The organism is uncultured Brachyspira sp. (genome assembly GCF_944393015.1).
Classification (GTDB): Bacteria; Spirochaetota; Brachyspiria; order Brachyspirales; family Brachyspiraceae; genus Brachyspira.
The window spans coordinates 1-18,100 of record NZ_CALXYQ010000059.1 but is presented as its reverse complement, the minus strand read 5'-3'; the positions used below and the strand labels follow the sequence as shown (position 1 = coordinate 18,100).

Below are 18,100 nucleotides of genomic sequence, written 5' to 3'. Positions count from 1 at the left end.
AATTATGATACACCTATGTTATACTTCAAAAAGATAAGGAATACTTAAATGCAATATGTATGGCACCCATGCAATAAAAAAATCTCGTTTACAATCTCTTACCAGACACTCGATTTTTTTATTTATGTTATTCATAATCATAAATTAATTTATAATTTACTAATCAGCTGCTCGTTTATCACTTTAAACTATTTCTTATTTTTGGAATTCATTTTTTTATTATCCAATCCCTTATAAATAATACTATTATTATAGTTCCTATAATACCAGTAACTATTCTGACACAACTCTCCCCCAAACATTTCATATATAAACATCATAAATCTTGAACCGATAGGTTCCAAAAGCCAATTCCATTTAAAAATTGCTGCCAAAAGAAATAAAAGTCCTACTAATATTCCAAATAAATGATGATTTTTTTATATAACTTATTAAACTCTCCATGATTAATAATTATATTATATTTTTAATATAAAAGCAAAATTATTTGAGTTTTTATAACGCACGGTAAGTAAAACACTATATATTGATTATAATTGCAATTATAATCAATATACTTAATAATATAATAATATTCTGCGTGCGGTGAGAAATCAATAAATTTAAATAAAACTTGGGTTGGCAGCTAAAAAATCTAATTAAAATAATAAGCAAATACAAATCAGAAATTACAAAATAAATTTTTAAGCCTAAAGGGTGGGTATGAAAATAATTTTTAAAATTTAATTACACTTGCCAAGACTTTAAGATTTATTACTATAATTTGAATTTCTATTGTATTAATTAATTTTAAAAACATAATCAGAAATTCAAACGTTTATTAGATTTAAAATCTTTTCAACGCACATATAGTGAAATTTTGTAATATAATAAAAATTGGGATTTCCTAGCTAATTAAAAAATCTCCTTTTTTGCTAAATTATATATAATTTTTAATTGTTTTTTTTGACTTAATTTACTGAATTTCACACTTAAATTATATAGAACAGCCTCTTATTTTTTAATAAAAACAATTATAAAAATAAATTATTTTTTATTTTTTACATTCATCTTTTTATAATTATTTCTATGTTTAGTGATTTTCTTTAATGCCATCTTTCTGTCTTTTTTTATCTCTATAGAAGTTTTTTGAAGTTCTCTATTTTCATTAAGCAAAGTTATATAAGCATCATATCTTTCATAAGGTATTTCATCATTTTCAAGAAGTTCCAATATATAACAATCCGGCTCATGCTGATGAGTACAGTCTTTAAACTTACATTTTTTAGCGTACTCTTCCAAATCCTCAAAAGTTTTCTTTATACCTTTATCATCTTCCCATAAACCTAAATTTCTTAAACCCGGAGTATCTATAACTACACCTCCGCTGTCCAATACTAAAAGCTCTCTATGTGTTGTAGTATGCATTCCTTTAAAATCGTATTCTCTTACTTCCTGAGTTTTCATCTTCTCATCTTTTAAAAGATAATTAATAATAGTGGATTTACCAGCACCGGATGCACCTATAAAAACCGATGAAGTATCTTTCTTAATATATTTTAAAAATGTATCTGCATTCTTTCCTGTTTTGGAACTGTAGGCAAATGCTGTTTCATTAGGATAAGTTTCTTTTATAGCTGCTAATAATTCTTTATATTCTGCATCTTCATACAAATCTATTTTACTAATTGCAATTATTGGCTTAATTCCTGAAGTATGAACAACTGACAAATATCTTGCTATGGCAGACATCGGCATTTCATTATCAATACCAACTATAATAAAAGCATAATCAATATTGCTTACTATAGCCTGAATATCATTTTTTTTAACATTGGCTTTTCTGTATAAAATATTTTTTCTAGTAAGTATAGCATCAATAAAAGCATTATTATCCGATTTTTTCATCAGCACCCAATCGCCAACTACTGGAAGTTCGCTTTGTATTTCAGAATTATATCTTATCTTTCCTTTGATTCTTGCTAAAAACTCACCATCATCAGAAAACAAAGTATAATATCTTTTATTAATTCTTATAACTCTTGCAGGTACAAGCTCTTCATTATTAATTTCTTTTAAAGAATTAACATTCAAACTTTTAAGTGCCAACTTTTCAAAATATTCATCAAAGCCAATATCTTTTATTTTCAATATTTTTATCCTCAAAATTTAATATTACAATTATATAATACTAAATATAAAAGTTTTGTCAATTTTATTATTATGCTAAATAAAAAAGATTTATTATATAAAAACTATTCAATAAAAAATTATTTGTATTATAATATTAAAATAACTTTACGGATATTTAATATGGTTAATTTACTACTTGCTATTATATATTTATCTTTTATAAGTTTAGGACTTCCGGATGCACTTTTAGGATCAGCTTGGCCTACTATGCATAAAGAATTGAATGTACCAATTTCCCATGCAGGCATAATATCAATGATCATATCAGCAGGCACTATAATTTCTAGTTTGCAAAGCGACAGACTAACTAAAAAATTTGGTACTGGAAAAATAACTGCATTTAGTGTAGCAATGACAGCTATAGCTCTTTTTGGATTTTCTATTACTCATTCATATTTATTTATTTGTGTTTGGGCTATACCTTATGGATTAGGTGCAGGAAGTGTAGATGCTTCTTTAAATAATTATGTAGCACTTCATTATGAAAGCAAACATATGAGCTGGCTTCATTGTATGTGGGGAATAGGTGCAACAATAGGACCATATATAATGGGATATGCACTTACTAATAATAATTGGAATGCAGGATACAGATATATATCAATAATGCAGATTGTACTCACTGCTATTTTATTTTTCAGTATTTCTCTATGGAAGAAAAACGATGAAGAAAATAAAGAAAAAATAAGTACCAAAGTTTTAAGCTTAAAAGAAATAATAAAAATACCCGGTGCCAGAGAAATTATGATATGCTTTTTTTGTTATTGTGCACTTGAAGCTACAACAGGATTATGGGCAAGCAGTTATTTAAATATATATAAAGGAGTGGATATAAAAACTGCAGCTTAATTTGGAAGTTTATTTTATATGGGAATCACTGTTGGAAGAGCTATATCTGGATTTATAACAATGAAATTAAACGATAATCAAATGATAGTTTTAGGTGAGTCATTAATTTTGATAGGCATAATATTAATGATTATTCCTGCTGTAAATATTTTATCTTTAATAGGTTTTATAATTGTAGGTTTAGGCTGTGCTCCTATATATCCTTCTATAATACATTCAACTCCAAGTAATTTTGGTGCAGAAAATTCACAAGCTATAATAGGAGTACAAATGGCTAGTGCTTATATAGGTACTCTTGCAATGCCTCCATTATTCGGCTACATTGCAAATCATATATCAATATCACTTCTTCCTTTTTATTTAGTATTAATTTTAATATTGATGTTTATTATGCATAAATTGATGATAAGAAAGACTATAAAAAATAAATAAAAAAATAGATGCATGAATAATAATCATGCATCTATAAAAAATATAATTATCAATAATTAATTAATGTCCGCATCCGCAGTTAGTAACTTTTATGTCGCAATTTTTAGTATCTATATTAACAGCTTCTTCTTTTTCACCTAAAGGATAAAGAAGTCTTAAAGCATTTAATACCACTATCATAGTAACACCTGTATCAGCAAAAATAGCAAGCCACATGGAAGCAAGTCCTAAAGCTCCTAATATAATAGCTCCGAATTTTATTACTAATGCTAAAAGTATATTTTGCAAAACTACTGCATGATTTTTCTTAGCAAGTTTTATAGCAAGAGCAACTTTAGAAGGCTTATCATCCATAATTACAACATCTGCATTTTCTATAGCAGCATCAGAACCAAGTCCACCCATAGCAATACCAATATCAGCACGGGCAAGAGAAGGAGCATCATTTATACCATCGCCTACAAATATTGAAGCCTTTGAATCTTTCATCATTTCTTCTAATACAGTTACTTTATCTTCAGGCAAACAGCCGCCTTTGAATGATTGAATATTCATCTCTTTTGCAAATGCTTCTACCCTATCAACATTATCTCCGCTTATTAATGCAGTTTTTATATTCATTGAATTCAATAAATCAATAGCTTCTTTTGTATCATCTTTCACACTGTCATCAATGAAAAATCCGCCGGCATATTTTGAATCTATCGAAATATGAACATTAATATTTTCTTTGATTTCTGATATTTCAACATTATTTTGTTTTAATAAATCAAGTCCTCCGATCAATATATTTTTATTTTCAACTATTGATGAAGCACCTTTTCCGCTTATATCTTTATGACTTGAAATTAAACTATCATTTATAACACCATTATGATGATTTTTATAATGCTCAACTATTGATACTGCAATCGGATGAGAAGAACCTGTTTCAGCATAAGCAGCATATTTTAATAAAGTTTCATTATCATATAAACCTGTATTATGTATATCTTTTATAGAAAATTCTCCTTTTGTAAGAGTTCCTGTTTTATCAAAAATAACTTTATCAACCTTAGCAAGCAAATCCAAAAATACTCCGCCTTTAACCATTATTCCAAATTTAGATGCTCTTCCTATAGAAGCAAAATATGTTAATGGAATTCCAACCATAAAAGCACAAGGACAAGATACAACTAATAGAGTCAAAGAACGTTTGAACCAATTATCAAAAACTTCTGTACCATATATTATAGTAGGTATTACAGTAAGGAAAATTGCACCGAATACCACTATAGGAGTGTATATGCCTGCAAATCTGCTTATAAACTGCTCAATATTAGCCTTTCTATTTTGCGAATCCTGAACTAATTTTAATATTTTAGCTATAGAAGATTCTCCATAAGCTCTTATCACTTTTGCCTTTATAGTATTATCTCCGTTTATAGTTCCTGCTAAAATTTCATCATTAACTTTAACACTTCTAGGCATACTCTCACCAGTTAAAGCTTTAGTATCAATCCAACTTTCACCTTCATATATAACAGAGTCAAGAGGCACTTTCTCAAATGGATTTATTATTATACTATCATTTATCTGTACTTCGGATATATCAACTTTTTCAACATTTCCATTCTCTCTTATAATATTTGCAGAATCTGGTCTTATTGCCATTAGTGCGGCTATTGTACGTTTAGATTTATCAACTGCCATATCCTCAAAGTATTCACCTACTCTATAAAACATTAGTACGGCTAATGCTTCAGGAAGTTCATGAAGTATAATAGCTCCCACTGTAGCGATACTCATAAGGAAGCTTTCACGCATGAACTTTCCTTTAATGAAATCCAAAGCAGCATTTTTAAATACATCTCTTCCCAAAATAAAATATGGTATAAAGAAAATAATATATTCTATAGCACCATGTATAGTTTTATGCAAAGTGTATAATAATATTAATACTACAAGTCCCAAAAAAATCTCTGATAAAAATAAAAGTCTTTCTTTATTCTTTAACATGTTCATACCCCCAAGTATAAATTTTTTCTATATGTTCATCATCTAATCTATAAAAAACATGAAGTCCTACTTTTCTCTTCTTTACTACCCTAGCCTGCCACAGCATCTTTAAATGCTGCGATATAGAAGGCTGCTTCATATCAAGTAAAGAAGATAATTCATGCACGCATAATTCCTTCTCACTCAGGGCAGATATTATCTTTAATCTTGTAGGATCAGAAAATACAGAAAAAAATCCTGCTAAAAGTGAAAACTCTTCATCATTTGGAAGTTTTGGAATGAGTGATGATATATTTGAATCTTTTGTATTTATTTCACAATCATCATCATTATTTAAATATTCTTCATCAGAAGTTTCAATATCTTTTTTTATATTCTTTTTCATATTGCCTCATCTTTATATAAGTATATTATAATATAATAATATACTTATATAATAATTAAGTCAATAATAAAATACAATTTTTTTTAATTTTACTCAAATTTAAAAAAATACTATGTAAAGTATAAAGTAAACATTATTTAACAATAGATAATCTTTTTTATTCTTTTACAAATAAATATTACACTTGAACATTTTTTTAATAATTCAATTTACAAATTTAAAAATATAATTTTTTTATTTTTATTTGTAAAAACATATAATAAATAATTATATTTTCACTGTAATAAAAATAAATAATTCATATTCAGAAAAAAAATAAAAAAAACGAATAAAAAATAATATTTTTGTAGAAAAAATATTTTATAAGTATTGACATAAAATATAAAGACATCTAGCATTTTAGTATAATTAAGTTAGAAACATTGATAAAAAAATAAGACAATATGCTTGTAAAGTTAGATTACACAAACTAAAAATCAATCTTTACAATAACGATCAAATAATTCTTAATGAATATCATATCAAAAAATATAAATGTTTCTAATATAATTTTTCAAATAAGCATTAGCAATAATGTTTATTATAAATTTCAATAAAGGAGTTCAATATATGAACAAAAAACTTTTTACACTATTTTTAGTAGTTGCTGCATCTGCAATATTTGCAGTAAGCTGTAACAACAAAACAACAGATCATGTTAAAGATTCAAACACAGGAGCAACAACAGAATCTACACCAACAGGATGAGATACTTCAACTCCTTCTACTCCAACAGTAGAGAAAAAAATCTCTTTACAAGAAGTTGAAGATGCTATAAAAAAATTAGGTAAAGTAGATGCTAGCTCTGATAAAGGAAGTATAGATTTTTCTTCTATAACACTAGATAAAGCTAGTACTGTTACAGCTATAGCAAAAAAAGGTACTTCTTTAAGTTCAGGTGCTTTAAAAACAGCTATAGAAAGTGCAAAGAATAAAGTAAAATTAGATAATGCTGAAAGTGTTACTTTTGATACTGCTAAAGTTACAGGTACTGAAAAAACAGTTAGTTTCACAATAAAAGTAAAAGCTAAAAGCGGATATACTTTTGATGGATTTACTTCTGGTGTTGCTGGAGAAGAACTTACTGTTACTGTAACAGTAAATGGTAAAAACAGTGCTGGCAGTTCAGATGAAAATTTTGAAGCTTAATAATTAGCAAGTAATAATTTTTTATATAAAAAATATGCTTGCCATACAAAAAATTGAATTGAAAAAGGTGTGAATATGTTGATAGTCATACCTAAGATACAAACTAGATATTATTAAATAAATATTTTATTTATCTTTCTAATTAAGAGATTATTAACTGGCGGGGATATAATATCCCTGCCATACAAAAAATTGAATTAACTTCATCATATATTCATATTAAAAAAAGTCAATATAAAAAGTTTAAATTTATTTCATACATAATAGAAAATTATTTAATTTTGATATATAATCTGTAATATTTTTCATTTTTTAACAATTTTTGATTTTTACACAAATTTTACACAAAATCATAAAGTTAACATAATGACTAATAAATAATGAAAAAAAGGAAAACTTTTAATTATGTATATTTTCAAAAAACAGGATAAAGATTTCAGAAATCTCACAAATGAAGAAATAAATTTTCTTAAATCTCAAGGCTGTTCTTCTCAGTCTTGGGAAAAAATATTGATAAAAAATGTAGACTTAAGCAGAATAAAAGATGTTCAATTTCATGGTAAAATAAAAATAAATGCCCTTAATGGAATGGTTAAATATCATAAAAAAGTGAAATTATTAGCTTCTATTAACAGAGCAACTTTAATAAATGTATATATTAATGGAAATGTTTATATAAATAATGTAGGAAGATTCATAGAAAATTATAAAATAGAAAAGGGAGTTATAATAGAAAACGCTGGTTCTATATATATGGAAGGAAAAAGCAGTTTCGGAAATGGAGTTGAAACTTCACCAATCATGGAAGGTGATGGAAGAAGTGTGAAAATATTTTATAGACTTAATTCTCATATAGCATATTTAGTTGCAATGTATAGACATGAAAAAGTAATGCGTGAAAAAATTAATGCTCTGATAGATGAATACACAAGACAAAAAACAAGAAGATTCGGAAAAATAAAAAAATATACACAAATAATAAATGCAAGACTAATAAAAAATTCTTTAATAGATCCTTATGCAACAATAGAAAATACTGATGAAATTAATAATACAACAGTAATAAGTACAAAAGAATGTCCTTCATATATAGGAACATCTGTTATATTAAAAGATTCTATTGTTCTTAAAGGTGCTCATATAGTTGATGGAACAGTTATAAAAAAAGCATTCATAGGTGAAGGAGTTAAACTTGGAAGACAATTCTCATGTGAGGATTCACTTTTATTTGCAAACTGCGAGGGAGAACATGGAGAAATGTTTTCTATATTTGCAGGTCCTTATACTGTTACGCATCATAAAGCTACACTTTTAATAGCAAGTCATTTTTCTTTTTTCAATGCAGGAAGCGGAACTAATCAAAGCAATCATATGTACAAATTAGGACCTTATCATCATGGTTTTATGGAAAGAGGATGTAAAACAGGAAGCAACTCTTATATATTATGGCCTTCTCATATAGGAGCTTTCTCCACTGTTATAGGTGCTCATTATGATAATGTTGATACTTCTGATTTTCCTTTCTCATATATCACTGAGCATGGATATCATCAAACAAGACTTATACCTGCTTTGAATTTATTTGGAGTTGGTTTATCAAGGGATGAAAATAAATGGAGAGATAGAGACAGAAGAAAAGGAGATAAAAAAGATTTAATAATATTTAATGTATTTAGTCCTTATACTGTATCTAAAATAATTAAATCTGAAAAAATATTAGAAGAAATAAAAAAAGAAAATAAAAATAATGACAAAGATTTTTTAACATATAAAAATATGATTATAAAAATCTCATCTTTAGATAAATATTCAAAAAGATACTCTATAGCAATAGATTTATATCTTCATAATAAAATACTTTCATATATAGAGAACTCTAAAAATATTGATGAAATTATAAAAAATCTTCAGTACAATGAAGATACTGTTTTTGAAAAATGGATTGATATAGGCGGACTTATATGTGCCAAACAGAGAGTTGATAACATCATAAAAGATTTAGAAGATGATAAAATAAATGATATAAAATCATTGACCGAAAAGTTTGAAAACATATACAATATATATTCAGAAGATGAAAAATCTTGGGTTATGAATACTGTAAAATCAAGATATAATATAAATGATATTAATAAAGAAACTATAAAAAAATTATTAGAAGACCATAAATCATTATTAAAAGAAGCATATAATATATTTTATAAAGATGTTGAAAAAGAATATGATATATCAAAAATGGTAAGTTCAGGTATTGATGATAAAACTGTTATGGAAAAAGATTTTGAGGCTGTAAGGGGAACAGTTAATGATAATACTTTCGTAATAAAATATAAAAAAGATATGGAAAATAAAATTGAATCTATTAACAATATTATTAATATATTGTAATATAATAGAAAATCATTATTGGAGTTATTATGTTAATATATTCATTATCAATAAAAATAGAAAGAGGATTTGAAGATATAATTGAAGCTGTTATAGAAAGCGGTAAATTAAATATATTGGGTTTTAATACAGAGTTTCCTATTAAAGAAGAAAGTATTTCAATAGTTAATATATACAATGAAAATGAAGAAATATTAAAAAATAATCTAAGTATAATAGAAGAAAATATTAAAGGTATTGCTGAATATACTTATAAAATAGAAGAATTAAAATCTGAAGAATATTTAACTTCATATATGGATTTTCTTAAACCTTTCAATATAGGAGATGTTACTATAGTACCGAATTTAAAAGATTTTTATAATGAAGAATGTGAAAATCCTCTTTATATAGCAAAACAATATGCCTTCGGTTCTGGAACTCATGAAACTACATCTCTAGCACTTGAAATGATTTATGAATATTCAAATAACAATGATATTATTTCAAAAAGTATAGTTGATGTAGGATGCGGAAGCGGTATATTATCATTATTCGCCTATAAATTAGGAGCAAGAAATATCACTTCTATAGATATTGATAATGATGCTGTTCATTGCACACTTGATAATGCTGATTACAACAGTATAAAACTTGATAATGTGATACTTGGAAATGCTAGAGATTTAATCAATATGAATCTTAAATTTGATTTGGTAATAGCTAATATTGAAACTGATATTTTAATAGATATTCTTCAGGATTTAAAAGAATTATTAAAACCGAGTTCTACTTTAATATTATCAGGAATTTTATTAGAAAAAGAATCGTATATGATTAATGCCATTAGAGAAAATAAACTCAATACTATTTTAAGAAAAAGAAAAAATGATTGGGTATCTTTAATGCTTAATCTATAATAAAAATAATTATGTTTACTTAAAATATATTAAGGAGAATAATATGCAATTAATAGATTTAGTAAAAAATGCAAAAGAAGCTACATATAAATTACAATCATTAAATACAGATATAAAAAATAATGCTCTTCTTGAAATAGCTAAAAAAATTGAAGAAAATAAAGATAAAATATTTGAAGCTAATAAAAAAGATTTGGAATATGCTCAAAAACTACTTGATGAAAATAAAATTTCAAAATCTATGTTTAACAGATTAAAACTAGATGAAAATAAATTAATAGATGTTGTTTCTGGAATAAGAGATGTTGTAAAACTTGAAGACCCTATTAATAAAGTATTATTAGAAACAGAACTTGATGACAATTTATTATTAAAAAAAATATCCTGCCCTATTGGTTTAATCGCTGTAATATTTGAGGCTCGTCCTGATGTAATATCTCAAATATCTTCTTTATGTATAAAATCATCTAATGCCGTTATACTTAAAGGAGGAAGCGAAGGGGAAAACACTAATAAAGCAATATACAATATAATAGAAGAAACTCTAAATAATATAAAAGAATTTCCAAAAAACTCTGTTAATTTGGTATTCACTAGAGAAGATATAAAAGAATTATTATCAATGGATAAATATATTGATTTAATAATACCTAGAGGCGGAAACAGTTTAGTACAGTATATAAAATCAAATACAAATATACCAGTATTAGGACATGCTGACGGCATATGTCATTTATATATAGATGAATCTGCCAATCAAGAAAAAGCATTAAAAATATGTTTAGATTCAAAGGCTCAGTATCCAAGTGCATGCAACGCTGTTGAAACTATACTCATAAACAAAAACATAGCTTCAGAATATTTGCCAAAACTTTATGATTTATTCAAAGAAAATGAAATAAAAATAAACGCTGACGAAGAAGTAAAAAAAATACTTACTCAATCAGATATAGGCGAAGTAAAAGAATGGCATTTTGAATATGGCGACAAAGAAGTATCTTTAAAAATAGTATCAGACATAGAAGAAGCATACGATCATATTAACAAATACGGCTCTCATCATACAGACTCAATAATATCAGAAAATAAAGACAATATAGAAAAGTTTATGACATTCGTTGATTCTGCTAATGTGTACTGCAATGCTTCAACAAGATTTTCAGATGGATTCAGATATGGTTTTGGTGCTGAAGTAGGAATTTCAACAAACAAAACTCATGCCAGAGGTCCTGTAGGTTTGGAAGGCTTAACAATATACAAGTATAAAATTTTCGGCAGTTATCAAATCGTAGACGACTATGTTACTCATAAATCTAGCTTCAAGCATAAAAGAATAAAATAAAATATAAACAATATAAAAATTGTTAGTACCTGCTATTCGTTAGAATGGCAGGGGATATTTAACTAACAATTTTTATTAGCAATAATAAAAGACTATGTTAATCACAGAGCTAGTTTTAAACAGAAGAGAATAAAATAAAAAATGATATGAATAACAACAATAAAGCTGATAGCTGAAAATTCTGTTGTCAGCTTTTATATTAAATACATATCCAATAATGATAAAAAACTTTATAATTAATTTATACCTAAAATTTTTAAGTTTGTCAAAAATGAATTCTTTAAATTTTAAATATTGGCAGGGCTTTGCTGCGAAGCACACAGTTGTGCCGAACCCTAGTTCTTTTATTGGTATAAAAGAACCAAAAGAACTGCATTTTTTATATAATACAAGCAATTATTTACACAATATATAAAACATTATTTTTATATATAAAACAATATTAAACATTATAAAAGTAATTTTGTAGAATACCTTAAAAATAGGTTCACTATTCTGTACAAACAATTTTTATAAAATTATTAAAGGAAAGAGATTTTTATTAAAACTCCTATCTTTTTATTTAAACTTATTTAAAATTAGCATATAAAAATAAAACTATTTTCTATTAGCCTTATCTTCATTTAATTTAAATTGTTTTTTGTAATAATCATTATCAGGTTCAATTTCTAAAGCCTTAGCATAAGCATTTTGTGCTTCTTTAAATTTCCCATTTTTATTATAGGAATTTCCAAGCCACTCCCAATTATTAGCATTATCTGGATTTAATTCCACAGCTTTTTTTAAGCATCGTATAGCTTCTTCATACTCGCCATTACCATTATAAGAACGACCTAACCAACGCCAATTAGATTGATCATCAGGTTTTAATTCTACTGCCTTATTCAAACATCGTATAGCTTCTTTATAGTTGCCATTTTTATTATAAGAAGCACCCAACCAATTCCAATTAATCCACGCATTAGGGTCTAATTCTATAGACTTATTAAAACATCGTATAGCTTCTTCATAATTACCATTTTCATTATAAGAAATACCTAACAAATACCAATTACTCCAATTATCAGGACTTAATTCTACTGCCTTTTTTAAGCATTTTATAGCTTCTTCATAATTGCCATTCTTATTATAAGTGTTTCCCAACCAATTCCAATTATACCAATCATTAGGTTCTAACTCTGCTGATTTCTTAAAACATTTTATAGCCTCTTCATAGTTTTTATCATTATAATATACTTCTCCTTGTTTAAACAAATCATAGGCATTATTATTATAACTATTTAAAATAGTATAATTGTTTACTTTTACAGACTTTATATAATCTTCAAATTCTTTTGCTCTTTTATCTGATACATTATACTTAACTTTTCTTTTATTTAATAAACTTCTTTCGCTTTTATCTATAGTGCCGTCATCAAGCATATCTTCCAAAAGCTCATAATATTCTTCTTCGCCTTCTGTATTAAATTTAGGTTTATTTTTATTTTGTATTTCCTGTAATGCAAAATCTTCTATCTCTTTTGCTCTTTCATCTGATATACCGTATTTAGATATTCTTTTATTCAATAAAGCTCTTTCACTTTCATCTATAGTGCCGTCATCTAACATATCTAATATGAGTTCATAATAGTCCTGTTCTTGTTCTGTAAAATTCATAATTCTGCTCCTTTAATTATGATTGGTAAAAAATATCTCAAAAAAAGATACTAGTATATTTAAGTATTTTAAAATATTGAAACTTTAAGTTTGAATATAAATTATGATTAATGAAATTTATTAAAATTCTGATTTGACTTAATTTGATTTTTATCATAATAAAACAAACCTTAAATTAATGTTTCATTGGATTAGTATATATTATAATAGTTGCCTGTCAATATTTTATGGATGTTTTATATATTTTACGTATAATTTTGAAGAAATAAAAACTTGATAAAATGCCCGATTTTGATATAATAATATAATTTCATGATAGTTTTTAGTTTAAGGATATATTTATGTCTAAAGTTATAGCTATAGTCAATCAAAAAGGCGGAGTAGGAAAAACTACCACAGCCGTTAATTTAAGTGCCTGCATAGCAAAAATGGGTCATAAAACACTTCTTATAGACATAGACCCTCAGGCAAATGCTTGTTTAGGCGTTGGTGTTACAAGAGATCAAATGCAAAAAAGCGTATATGATATATTAATAGGACAGGCAGAGGCAAAAGAAGTAATAATGCCTACATATCAGGAAAATTTGTTCCTAATACCAGCAGATTCCGACTTGGTTGGTGCTCAGATAGAACTTGTTAATGAAATAGCTAGAGAATATAAATTAAAAAAGGCTGTAGAAACTGTAAGAAATGACTATGAATATATTATTATAGACTGCCCTCCTACTTTGGGTATATTAACACTTAATGCATTAACTGCTGCTGATTCCGTTCTTATACCTATACAATGTGAGTTTTATGCTTTAGACGGAGTTGCTGAACTTAATAATACAATAGCACTTGTAAAAGAAAATCTTAATAAAGAATTAAAAATAGAGGGTGTTCTCCTTACTATGTATGATGCTAGAACTAAATTAGCTTCAGATGTAGTGAAAGAAGTAGTAAATTTCTTTAAAGAAAAGACTTATAAAACTATGATACCTAGAAATGTACGTTTAAGCGAAGCTCCTTCTTATGGTAAAGCTATAGGGGATTATGATAAAGATTGTGTGGGGGCCAGAAGTTATAAAGAATTTGCAAAAGAGTTTGTTGAAAAATCTAAATAATTAATATCTTTAATATAAGATGCTATTGTATTGATAATATTATTGAAAAATATATTAATTAAATAAAATTAAGAGGATTTATATGAGCAGAAAAGGCGGACTTGGCGGTCAGGGTTTAAGTGCATTAATAAAATCTACTGACAATGAAATAAGAACAGCAGCCGAAGAGGCAGAAAGAAGAGGAGTATTGGAAATAGATGTTTCTCTTATAGATGTTAATCCGGATCAGCCTAGAAAAGTATTCAATGAAGAAGAAATACAAGGTCTTGCCGAATCTATAAAAGAAAATGGGCTCATAAACCCTATTACTTTAAGAGAAAAAGACGGAAAATATCAAATAATATCAGGCGAAAGAAGATTCAGAGCATTTAAATTCTTAAATAGAGATAGAGTTCCAGCATTGGTATTAGAAAATATAGCAGATTCTAAAATGCTTGAGCTTACTTTAGTAGAAAACATACAAAGAGCCGATTTAAACGCTATAGAAGTCGCCAGAAGCTACAAAAAATTAATATATGATTTGAATATTAAACAGGAAGAATTAGCAAACAGAGTAGGAAAAAGCAGAAGTACAATATCTAATTCTATGCGTATATTAGATTTAAGCGAAAATATACAAAATTTAGTACTAGAATCTAAAATAAGCGAAGGACATGCCAGAACTATATTATCATTAGATGATGAAAATGAAAGAGAAGAATTTGCTAAAGAAATAGTAGAAAAAGGATATTCTGTAAGAGAATGCGAGAGAATAGTAAAAGAAAGAAAAAATAATATATCAAATGATCATAATACAAGTAATAATGAAGAAAATATAGAAAATCAAAATGAAGTAAAGAAAGAAAATAAGAAAGACCCTAATATAAAAAAGCTGGAAAATGATTTAGAAAAAATATTCTCTACTAAAGTTAATGTTATAGATAAAAATGGAAAAGAAGGTAAAATAGTTATAGAATATTACAGTTCTGATGATTTATCAAGAATAATGGATATGCTTGAAAAGGTATATGAAAGAGAAACAGGAATAAAACCTACTCTTGAATATTAGGAGCAATTTTGAGAACAGCATTAAAATACATTTTAATTATCACTATAATAACATTAAATCTTTATCCTAGAGAAACTATGCCTATAGCTACTGTAGATTTGGATCATAGTTTAAGAGCTAATGAGCCTATGAGAAAAGAGTTTGTAAAAACGATAAATAGATTCGCTTATCTCAAACAAAAAACTTCTATTTCAGTAGATAGAGAAAAGAAAAAGCTATTCTCTACAAATGAACTTAGTTTAGAAGAAGGATTAATAGTGGCATCAAACCTAAAAGTACAGGCTGTTATTATAATGGATAGTGAAAAAGTATTAAAGAATACTAATAATACTGCTAATAAAAACAATATCACTATCAATTCAAATGAAATAAATACAATATTAAGTAATTACAATATTACAAATACTATGCTTAGTAATGATATAGTGCTTACAAATGAAATAAAAGATTTAGGCGATTTAATAGAATATGGAATAGGAGAAAAAACGGAAAAAATAGATAAAGACGGAGAAGAAAAAAGTGACGAAGAGCTTTATGAAATGAGATATAATTTTAAAGTGATAGATATGGCAACAGGCAATACACTTAAAGAATATAAATTAAAAAATCAATCTGAAAGTGTAACAACTATCAATGAAATATGCACTTATTTAGAATTTCATTTCTCCAACCTATTATTTAAAGCTATGGAATCTCCTATAAACGGTATATACTTGAATTTTAGGTTAGAAAGAATAACATTAGAAAATAAAACAAATGTAATAAACAATGAAGGTGAAATAATAGAAGGAGAATCATTTACTATAAATTTCAGGCCAAATGCTGAAGGATATTTATACATTTTTGCATTTCAAAATGATGGAAATTTAATATTAATGTTCCCTAATGATTTTAATAATTTCATAAACAATAAATATGAAAATAAAATAGAAGCTAGAAAAAATTATATAATTCCTCCAGAAAATTCTAAATTCAATATAAAAATAGGACCTCCATTTGGAGAAGATGCTTTTTACTGTTTATACACAAAAAAAGAACAGAAATGGATAACAGGTGAATATTTCACAGGTGATGGTTTTAAAATGTGCCAAAAAAATAAAATAGGAGAATTTACAGATAAATTGAAATATAAGTTAAAATTTATTAGCTCTAATGATTGGCAAATATCAAAAGTATATTTAAAATCTATTTCAGAAACAACAAAATAAGCTATTAACTCATTTGTGAAGTCAATAGCTTTCTTGCTTAATAAAACTTTTTCGTATATATGAATTATTTGTAAATATATTTGCTATTTAAAAGAGGCTGATATCTATTTTCTTTATCTAAGAATGAATTAAGATAAAAATCATATAAAACAATAGTTCCATCTTCTTGAACATGCCCTACTGGATCATATTCATAAAATGGTAAAATAGAACCTTTATATTTTACTGTATCAGAAGGGCCCCATCTTTGAGGTACATCAACACCGAATACTTTTTCCTCTTCTACAGGTACTCCATATATATATACATATTTCGTGTAAATATCTATAGCTACTAAAGTATTATCCAGAGATATTATTCCGCCGCCTTTTCCTGTAAATCTATAGAAATAAAAACGCTTCATCATACTAGCATTATCTATATTTCTTTTTTCTGTATATAAAGGATTATATCCTCTGTACTGATAATATGTCATAGATGATATAAAAAATATACCTGCTTTTGAATTTTTACCTTTGTATACATATTCTTTTATAGAAGAATCGGAAGATTCCCAAAACATATTTTCAGTTTTATCTATAAATTGTAATGTAGGCACATTATCACCATCAAAAGTGGCAACCAAAAGCCAATCATTAAATTTTGAGGAACTAAAGTTTGGATTATATGACAAATCTCTTTCTATAGTTTCTTTAGAAAAGAGAAATAAACTATTTATAAATATAAATAATAAACAAAAAAATAATTTTTTCATAAAATCAACTCAAAACAATAATAAGAATTTATTTTTATTGAATTTATAATACACTAAAAAAGATATAAGTAAATGTTAAAAATATAGTATGTAATATAAATTTATAGAAAATTAAAGAAAAAATAAATTTTTACCATAACTATAATACATTTTCTACAAAAAATACTACATTTTATATTTATTGTTGCTGAATTAGTGGACATTTTTTCTTTTATGTCTTATAAGTATTATATAGTAAATTTATTATTAGTACGTATTATACTAGTAAGAAAATTTGACCAGCTTTTTATTGCTGTTATATAAATTAAGTATTAGTTATGCCATTAACTTTTAAAGCGATAAATAAGCAGATGATAACTTTAGCTGTAAACTATATATTGCAATTCAAAATAAGAAATCAAGTGGCTAATAGAGATTTTAAAACGAGATTTTTTTATCATATAAAAATAAGAAGTTTATCGATATCAATAACCAAAGATAAACGAGCAGATGATAACTTTAGTATCATCTATATTTCAGCGAGTTTATTCGATAGCAATAACCAAAGATAAACGAGCAGATGATAACTTTAGTTATCATCTATATTTCAGCGAGTTTATCGATAGCAATAACCAAAGATAAACGAGCAGATGATAACTTTAGTTATCATCTATATTTCAGCGAGTTTATCGATAG

Annotated in this window: 14 protein-coding genes and 1 pseudogene; 8 read left to right on the top strand and 7 right to left on the bottom strand. The window is 26.1% G+C overall.

The window, feature by feature from the left end; genetic code table 11:
• Positions 1-188: 188 nt before the first annotated feature.
• Together Q0K19_RS13570 and rsgA are read right to left on the bottom strand one after the other, a co-directional pair.
• Entirely contained in the window at positions 189-374 is a 186-nt protein-coding gene (locus Q0K19_RS13570) for a hypothetical protein (RefSeq protein WP_297248858.1), read from the bottom strand.
• A gap of 652 nt (positions 375-1,026) precedes the next feature.
• A complete protein-coding gene (gene rsgA / locus Q0K19_RS13565) occupies positions 1,027-2,130 on the bottom strand; it encodes a ribosome small subunit-dependent GTPase A (RefSeq protein ID WP_297248856.1) in 1,104 nt (367 codons plus the stop codon).
• 162 nt (positions 2,131-2,292) lie between these two features.
• Between rsgA and Q0K19_RS15445 the strand changes: the two are divergent.
• Positions 2,293-3,453 (top strand): annotated as a pseudogene (locus Q0K19_RS15445) (sugar MFS transporter).
• A 60-nt stretch (positions 3,454-3,513) separates the two neighbouring features.
• Here the strand turns inward: Q0K19_RS15445 and Q0K19_RS13550 are convergent.
• On the bottom strand, positions 3,514-5,451 hold the full coding sequence (locus tag Q0K19_RS13550; protein ID WP_297248850.1) for a heavy metal translocating P-type ATPase: 1,938 nt from the start codon (positions 5,449-5,451) through the stop codon (positions 3,514-3,516).
• Entirely contained in the window at positions 5,438-5,836 is a 399-nt protein-coding gene (locus tag Q0K19_RS13545; protein ID WP_297248848.1) for a helix-turn-helix transcriptional regulator, read from the bottom strand. The genes Q0K19_RS13550 and Q0K19_RS13545 overlap by 14 nt, the downstream gene beginning before the upstream one ends.
• Before the next feature lie 609 nt (positions 5,837-6,445).
• On the opposite strand from Q0K19_RS13545, the gene Q0K19_RS13540 reads away from it, so the two are divergent.
• A complete protein-coding gene (locus Q0K19_RS13540) occupies positions 6,446-6,583 on the top strand; it encodes a hypothetical protein (protein ID WP_297248846.1) in 138 nt (45 codons plus the stop codon).
• On the opposite strand, the gene Q0K19_RS13535 is transcribed toward Q0K19_RS13540, so the two are convergent.
• Positions 6,529-6,888: a hypothetical protein gene (locus Q0K19_RS13535; protein WP_297248844.1), complete on the bottom strand. Its 360-nt coding sequence runs from the start codon at positions 6,886-6,888 to the stop codon at positions 6,529-6,531. The two genes, Q0K19_RS13540 and Q0K19_RS13535, sit on opposite strands and share 55 nt — an antisense overlap.
• 541 nt (positions 6,889-7,429) lie before the next feature.
• Between Q0K19_RS13535 and Q0K19_RS13530 the strand changes: the two genes are divergently transcribed.
• The 3 genes from Q0K19_RS13530 to Q0K19_RS13520 are packed head-to-tail and all read left to right on the top strand — an operon-like array spanning position 7,430 to position 11,653.
• Positions 7,430-9,412 carry a DUF4954 family protein gene (locus Q0K19_RS13530; RefSeq protein ID WP_297248842.1) on the top strand — a complete coding sequence of 661 codons (1,983 nt, stop codon included), beginning with the start codon at positions 7,430-7,432 and terminating at the stop codon, positions 9,410-9,412.
• Between the two features lie 29 nt (positions 9,413-9,441).
• A complete protein-coding gene (locus Q0K19_RS13525; protein ID WP_297248840.1) occupies positions 9,442-10,311 on the top strand; it encodes a 50S ribosomal protein L11 methyltransferase in 870 nt (289 codons plus the stop codon).
• 28 nt (positions 10,312-10,339) lie between these two features.
• Positions 10,340-11,653: a glutamate-5-semialdehyde dehydrogenase gene (locus Q0K19_RS13520; RefSeq protein WP_335845763.1), complete on the top strand. Its 1,314-nt coding sequence runs from the start codon at positions 10,340-10,342 to the stop codon at positions 11,651-11,653.
• Between the two features lie 597 nt (positions 11,654-12,250).
• Here the strand turns inward: Q0K19_RS13520 and Q0K19_RS13515 are convergent.
• Positions 12,251-13,309 (bottom strand): tetratricopeptide repeat protein, encoded by a 1,059-nt coding sequence (locus tag Q0K19_RS13515; RefSeq protein ID WP_297248836.1) that lies wholly within the window; start codon positions 13,307-13,309, stop codon positions 12,251-12,253.
• 341 nt (positions 13,310-13,650) lie between these two features.
• Between Q0K19_RS13515 and Q0K19_RS13510 the strand changes: the two genes are divergently transcribed.
• The 3 genes from Q0K19_RS13510 to Q0K19_RS13500 all read left to right on the top strand — a co-directional run bounded on the left by Q0K19_RS13510 (position 13,651) and on the right by Q0K19_RS13500 (position 16,671).
• The gene (locus Q0K19_RS13510; RefSeq protein WP_297248834.1) at positions 13,651-14,415 is read left to right on the top strand and encodes an AAA family ATPase; all 765 of its coding nucleotides are present in this window, start codon (positions 13,651-13,653) and stop codon (positions 14,413-14,415) included.
• 82 nt (positions 14,416-14,497) lie between these two features.
• Positions 14,498-15,463, top strand: a complete 966-nt coding sequence (locus Q0K19_RS13505) for a ParB/RepB/Spo0J family partition protein (RefSeq protein ID WP_297248832.1) — start codon at positions 14,498-14,500, stop codon at positions 15,461-15,463.
• Positions 15,464-15,471: 8 nt separating this feature from the next.
• Positions 15,472-16,671, top strand: coding sequence for a DUF4384 domain-containing protein (locus tag Q0K19_RS13500; protein WP_297248830.1), 1,200 nt, complete (start codon positions 15,472-15,474; stop codon positions 16,669-16,671).
• Between the two features lie 64 nt (positions 16,672-16,735).
• On the opposite strand, the gene Q0K19_RS13495 is transcribed toward Q0K19_RS13500, so the two are convergent.
• Positions 16,736-17,425, bottom strand: a complete 690-nt coding sequence (locus tag Q0K19_RS13495; RefSeq protein WP_297248828.1) for a hypothetical protein — start codon at positions 17,423-17,425, stop codon at positions 16,736-16,738.
• Positions 17,426-18,100: the final 675 nt, after the last annotated feature.

What these genes read in the sequence shown, in the direction of transcription:
- Q0K19_RS13550 (WP_297248850.1), bottom strand. Translation starts at nt 5,451, where the DNA reads ATGTTAAAGAATAAAGAAAGACTTTTATTTTTATCAGAGATTTTTTTG.
- Q0K19_RS13545 (WP_297248848.1), bottom strand. Translation starts at nt 5,836, where the DNA reads ATGAAAAAGAATATAAAAAAAGATATTGAAACTTCTGATGAAGAATAT.
- Q0K19_RS13540 (WP_297248846.1), top strand. Translation starts at nt 6,446, where the DNA reads ATGAACAAAAAACTTTTTACACTATTTTTAGTAGTTGCTGCATCTGCA.
- Q0K19_RS13530 (WP_297248842.1), top strand. Translation starts at nt 7,430, where the DNA reads ATGTATATTTTCAAAAAACAGGATAAAGATTTCAGAAATCTCACAAAT.
- Q0K19_RS13525 (WP_297248840.1), top strand. Translation starts at nt 9,442, where the DNA reads ATGTTAATATATTCATTATCAATAAAAATAGAAAGAGGATTTGAAGAT.
- Q0K19_RS13515 (WP_297248836.1), bottom strand. Translation starts at nt 13,309, where the DNA reads ATGAATTTTACAGAACAAGAACAGGACTATTATGAACTCATATTAGAT.
- Q0K19_RS13510 (WP_297248834.1), top strand. Translation starts at nt 13,651, where the DNA reads ATGTCTAAAGTTATAGCTATAGTCAATCAAAAAGGCGGAGTAGGAAAA.
- Q0K19_RS13505 (WP_297248832.1), top strand. Translation starts at nt 14,498, where the DNA reads ATGAGCAGAAAAGGCGGACTTGGCGGTCAGGGTTTAAGTGCATTAATA.
- Q0K19_RS13495 (WP_297248828.1), bottom strand. Translation starts at nt 17,425, where the DNA reads ATGAAAAAATTATTTTTTTGTTTATTATTTATATTTATAAATAGTTTA.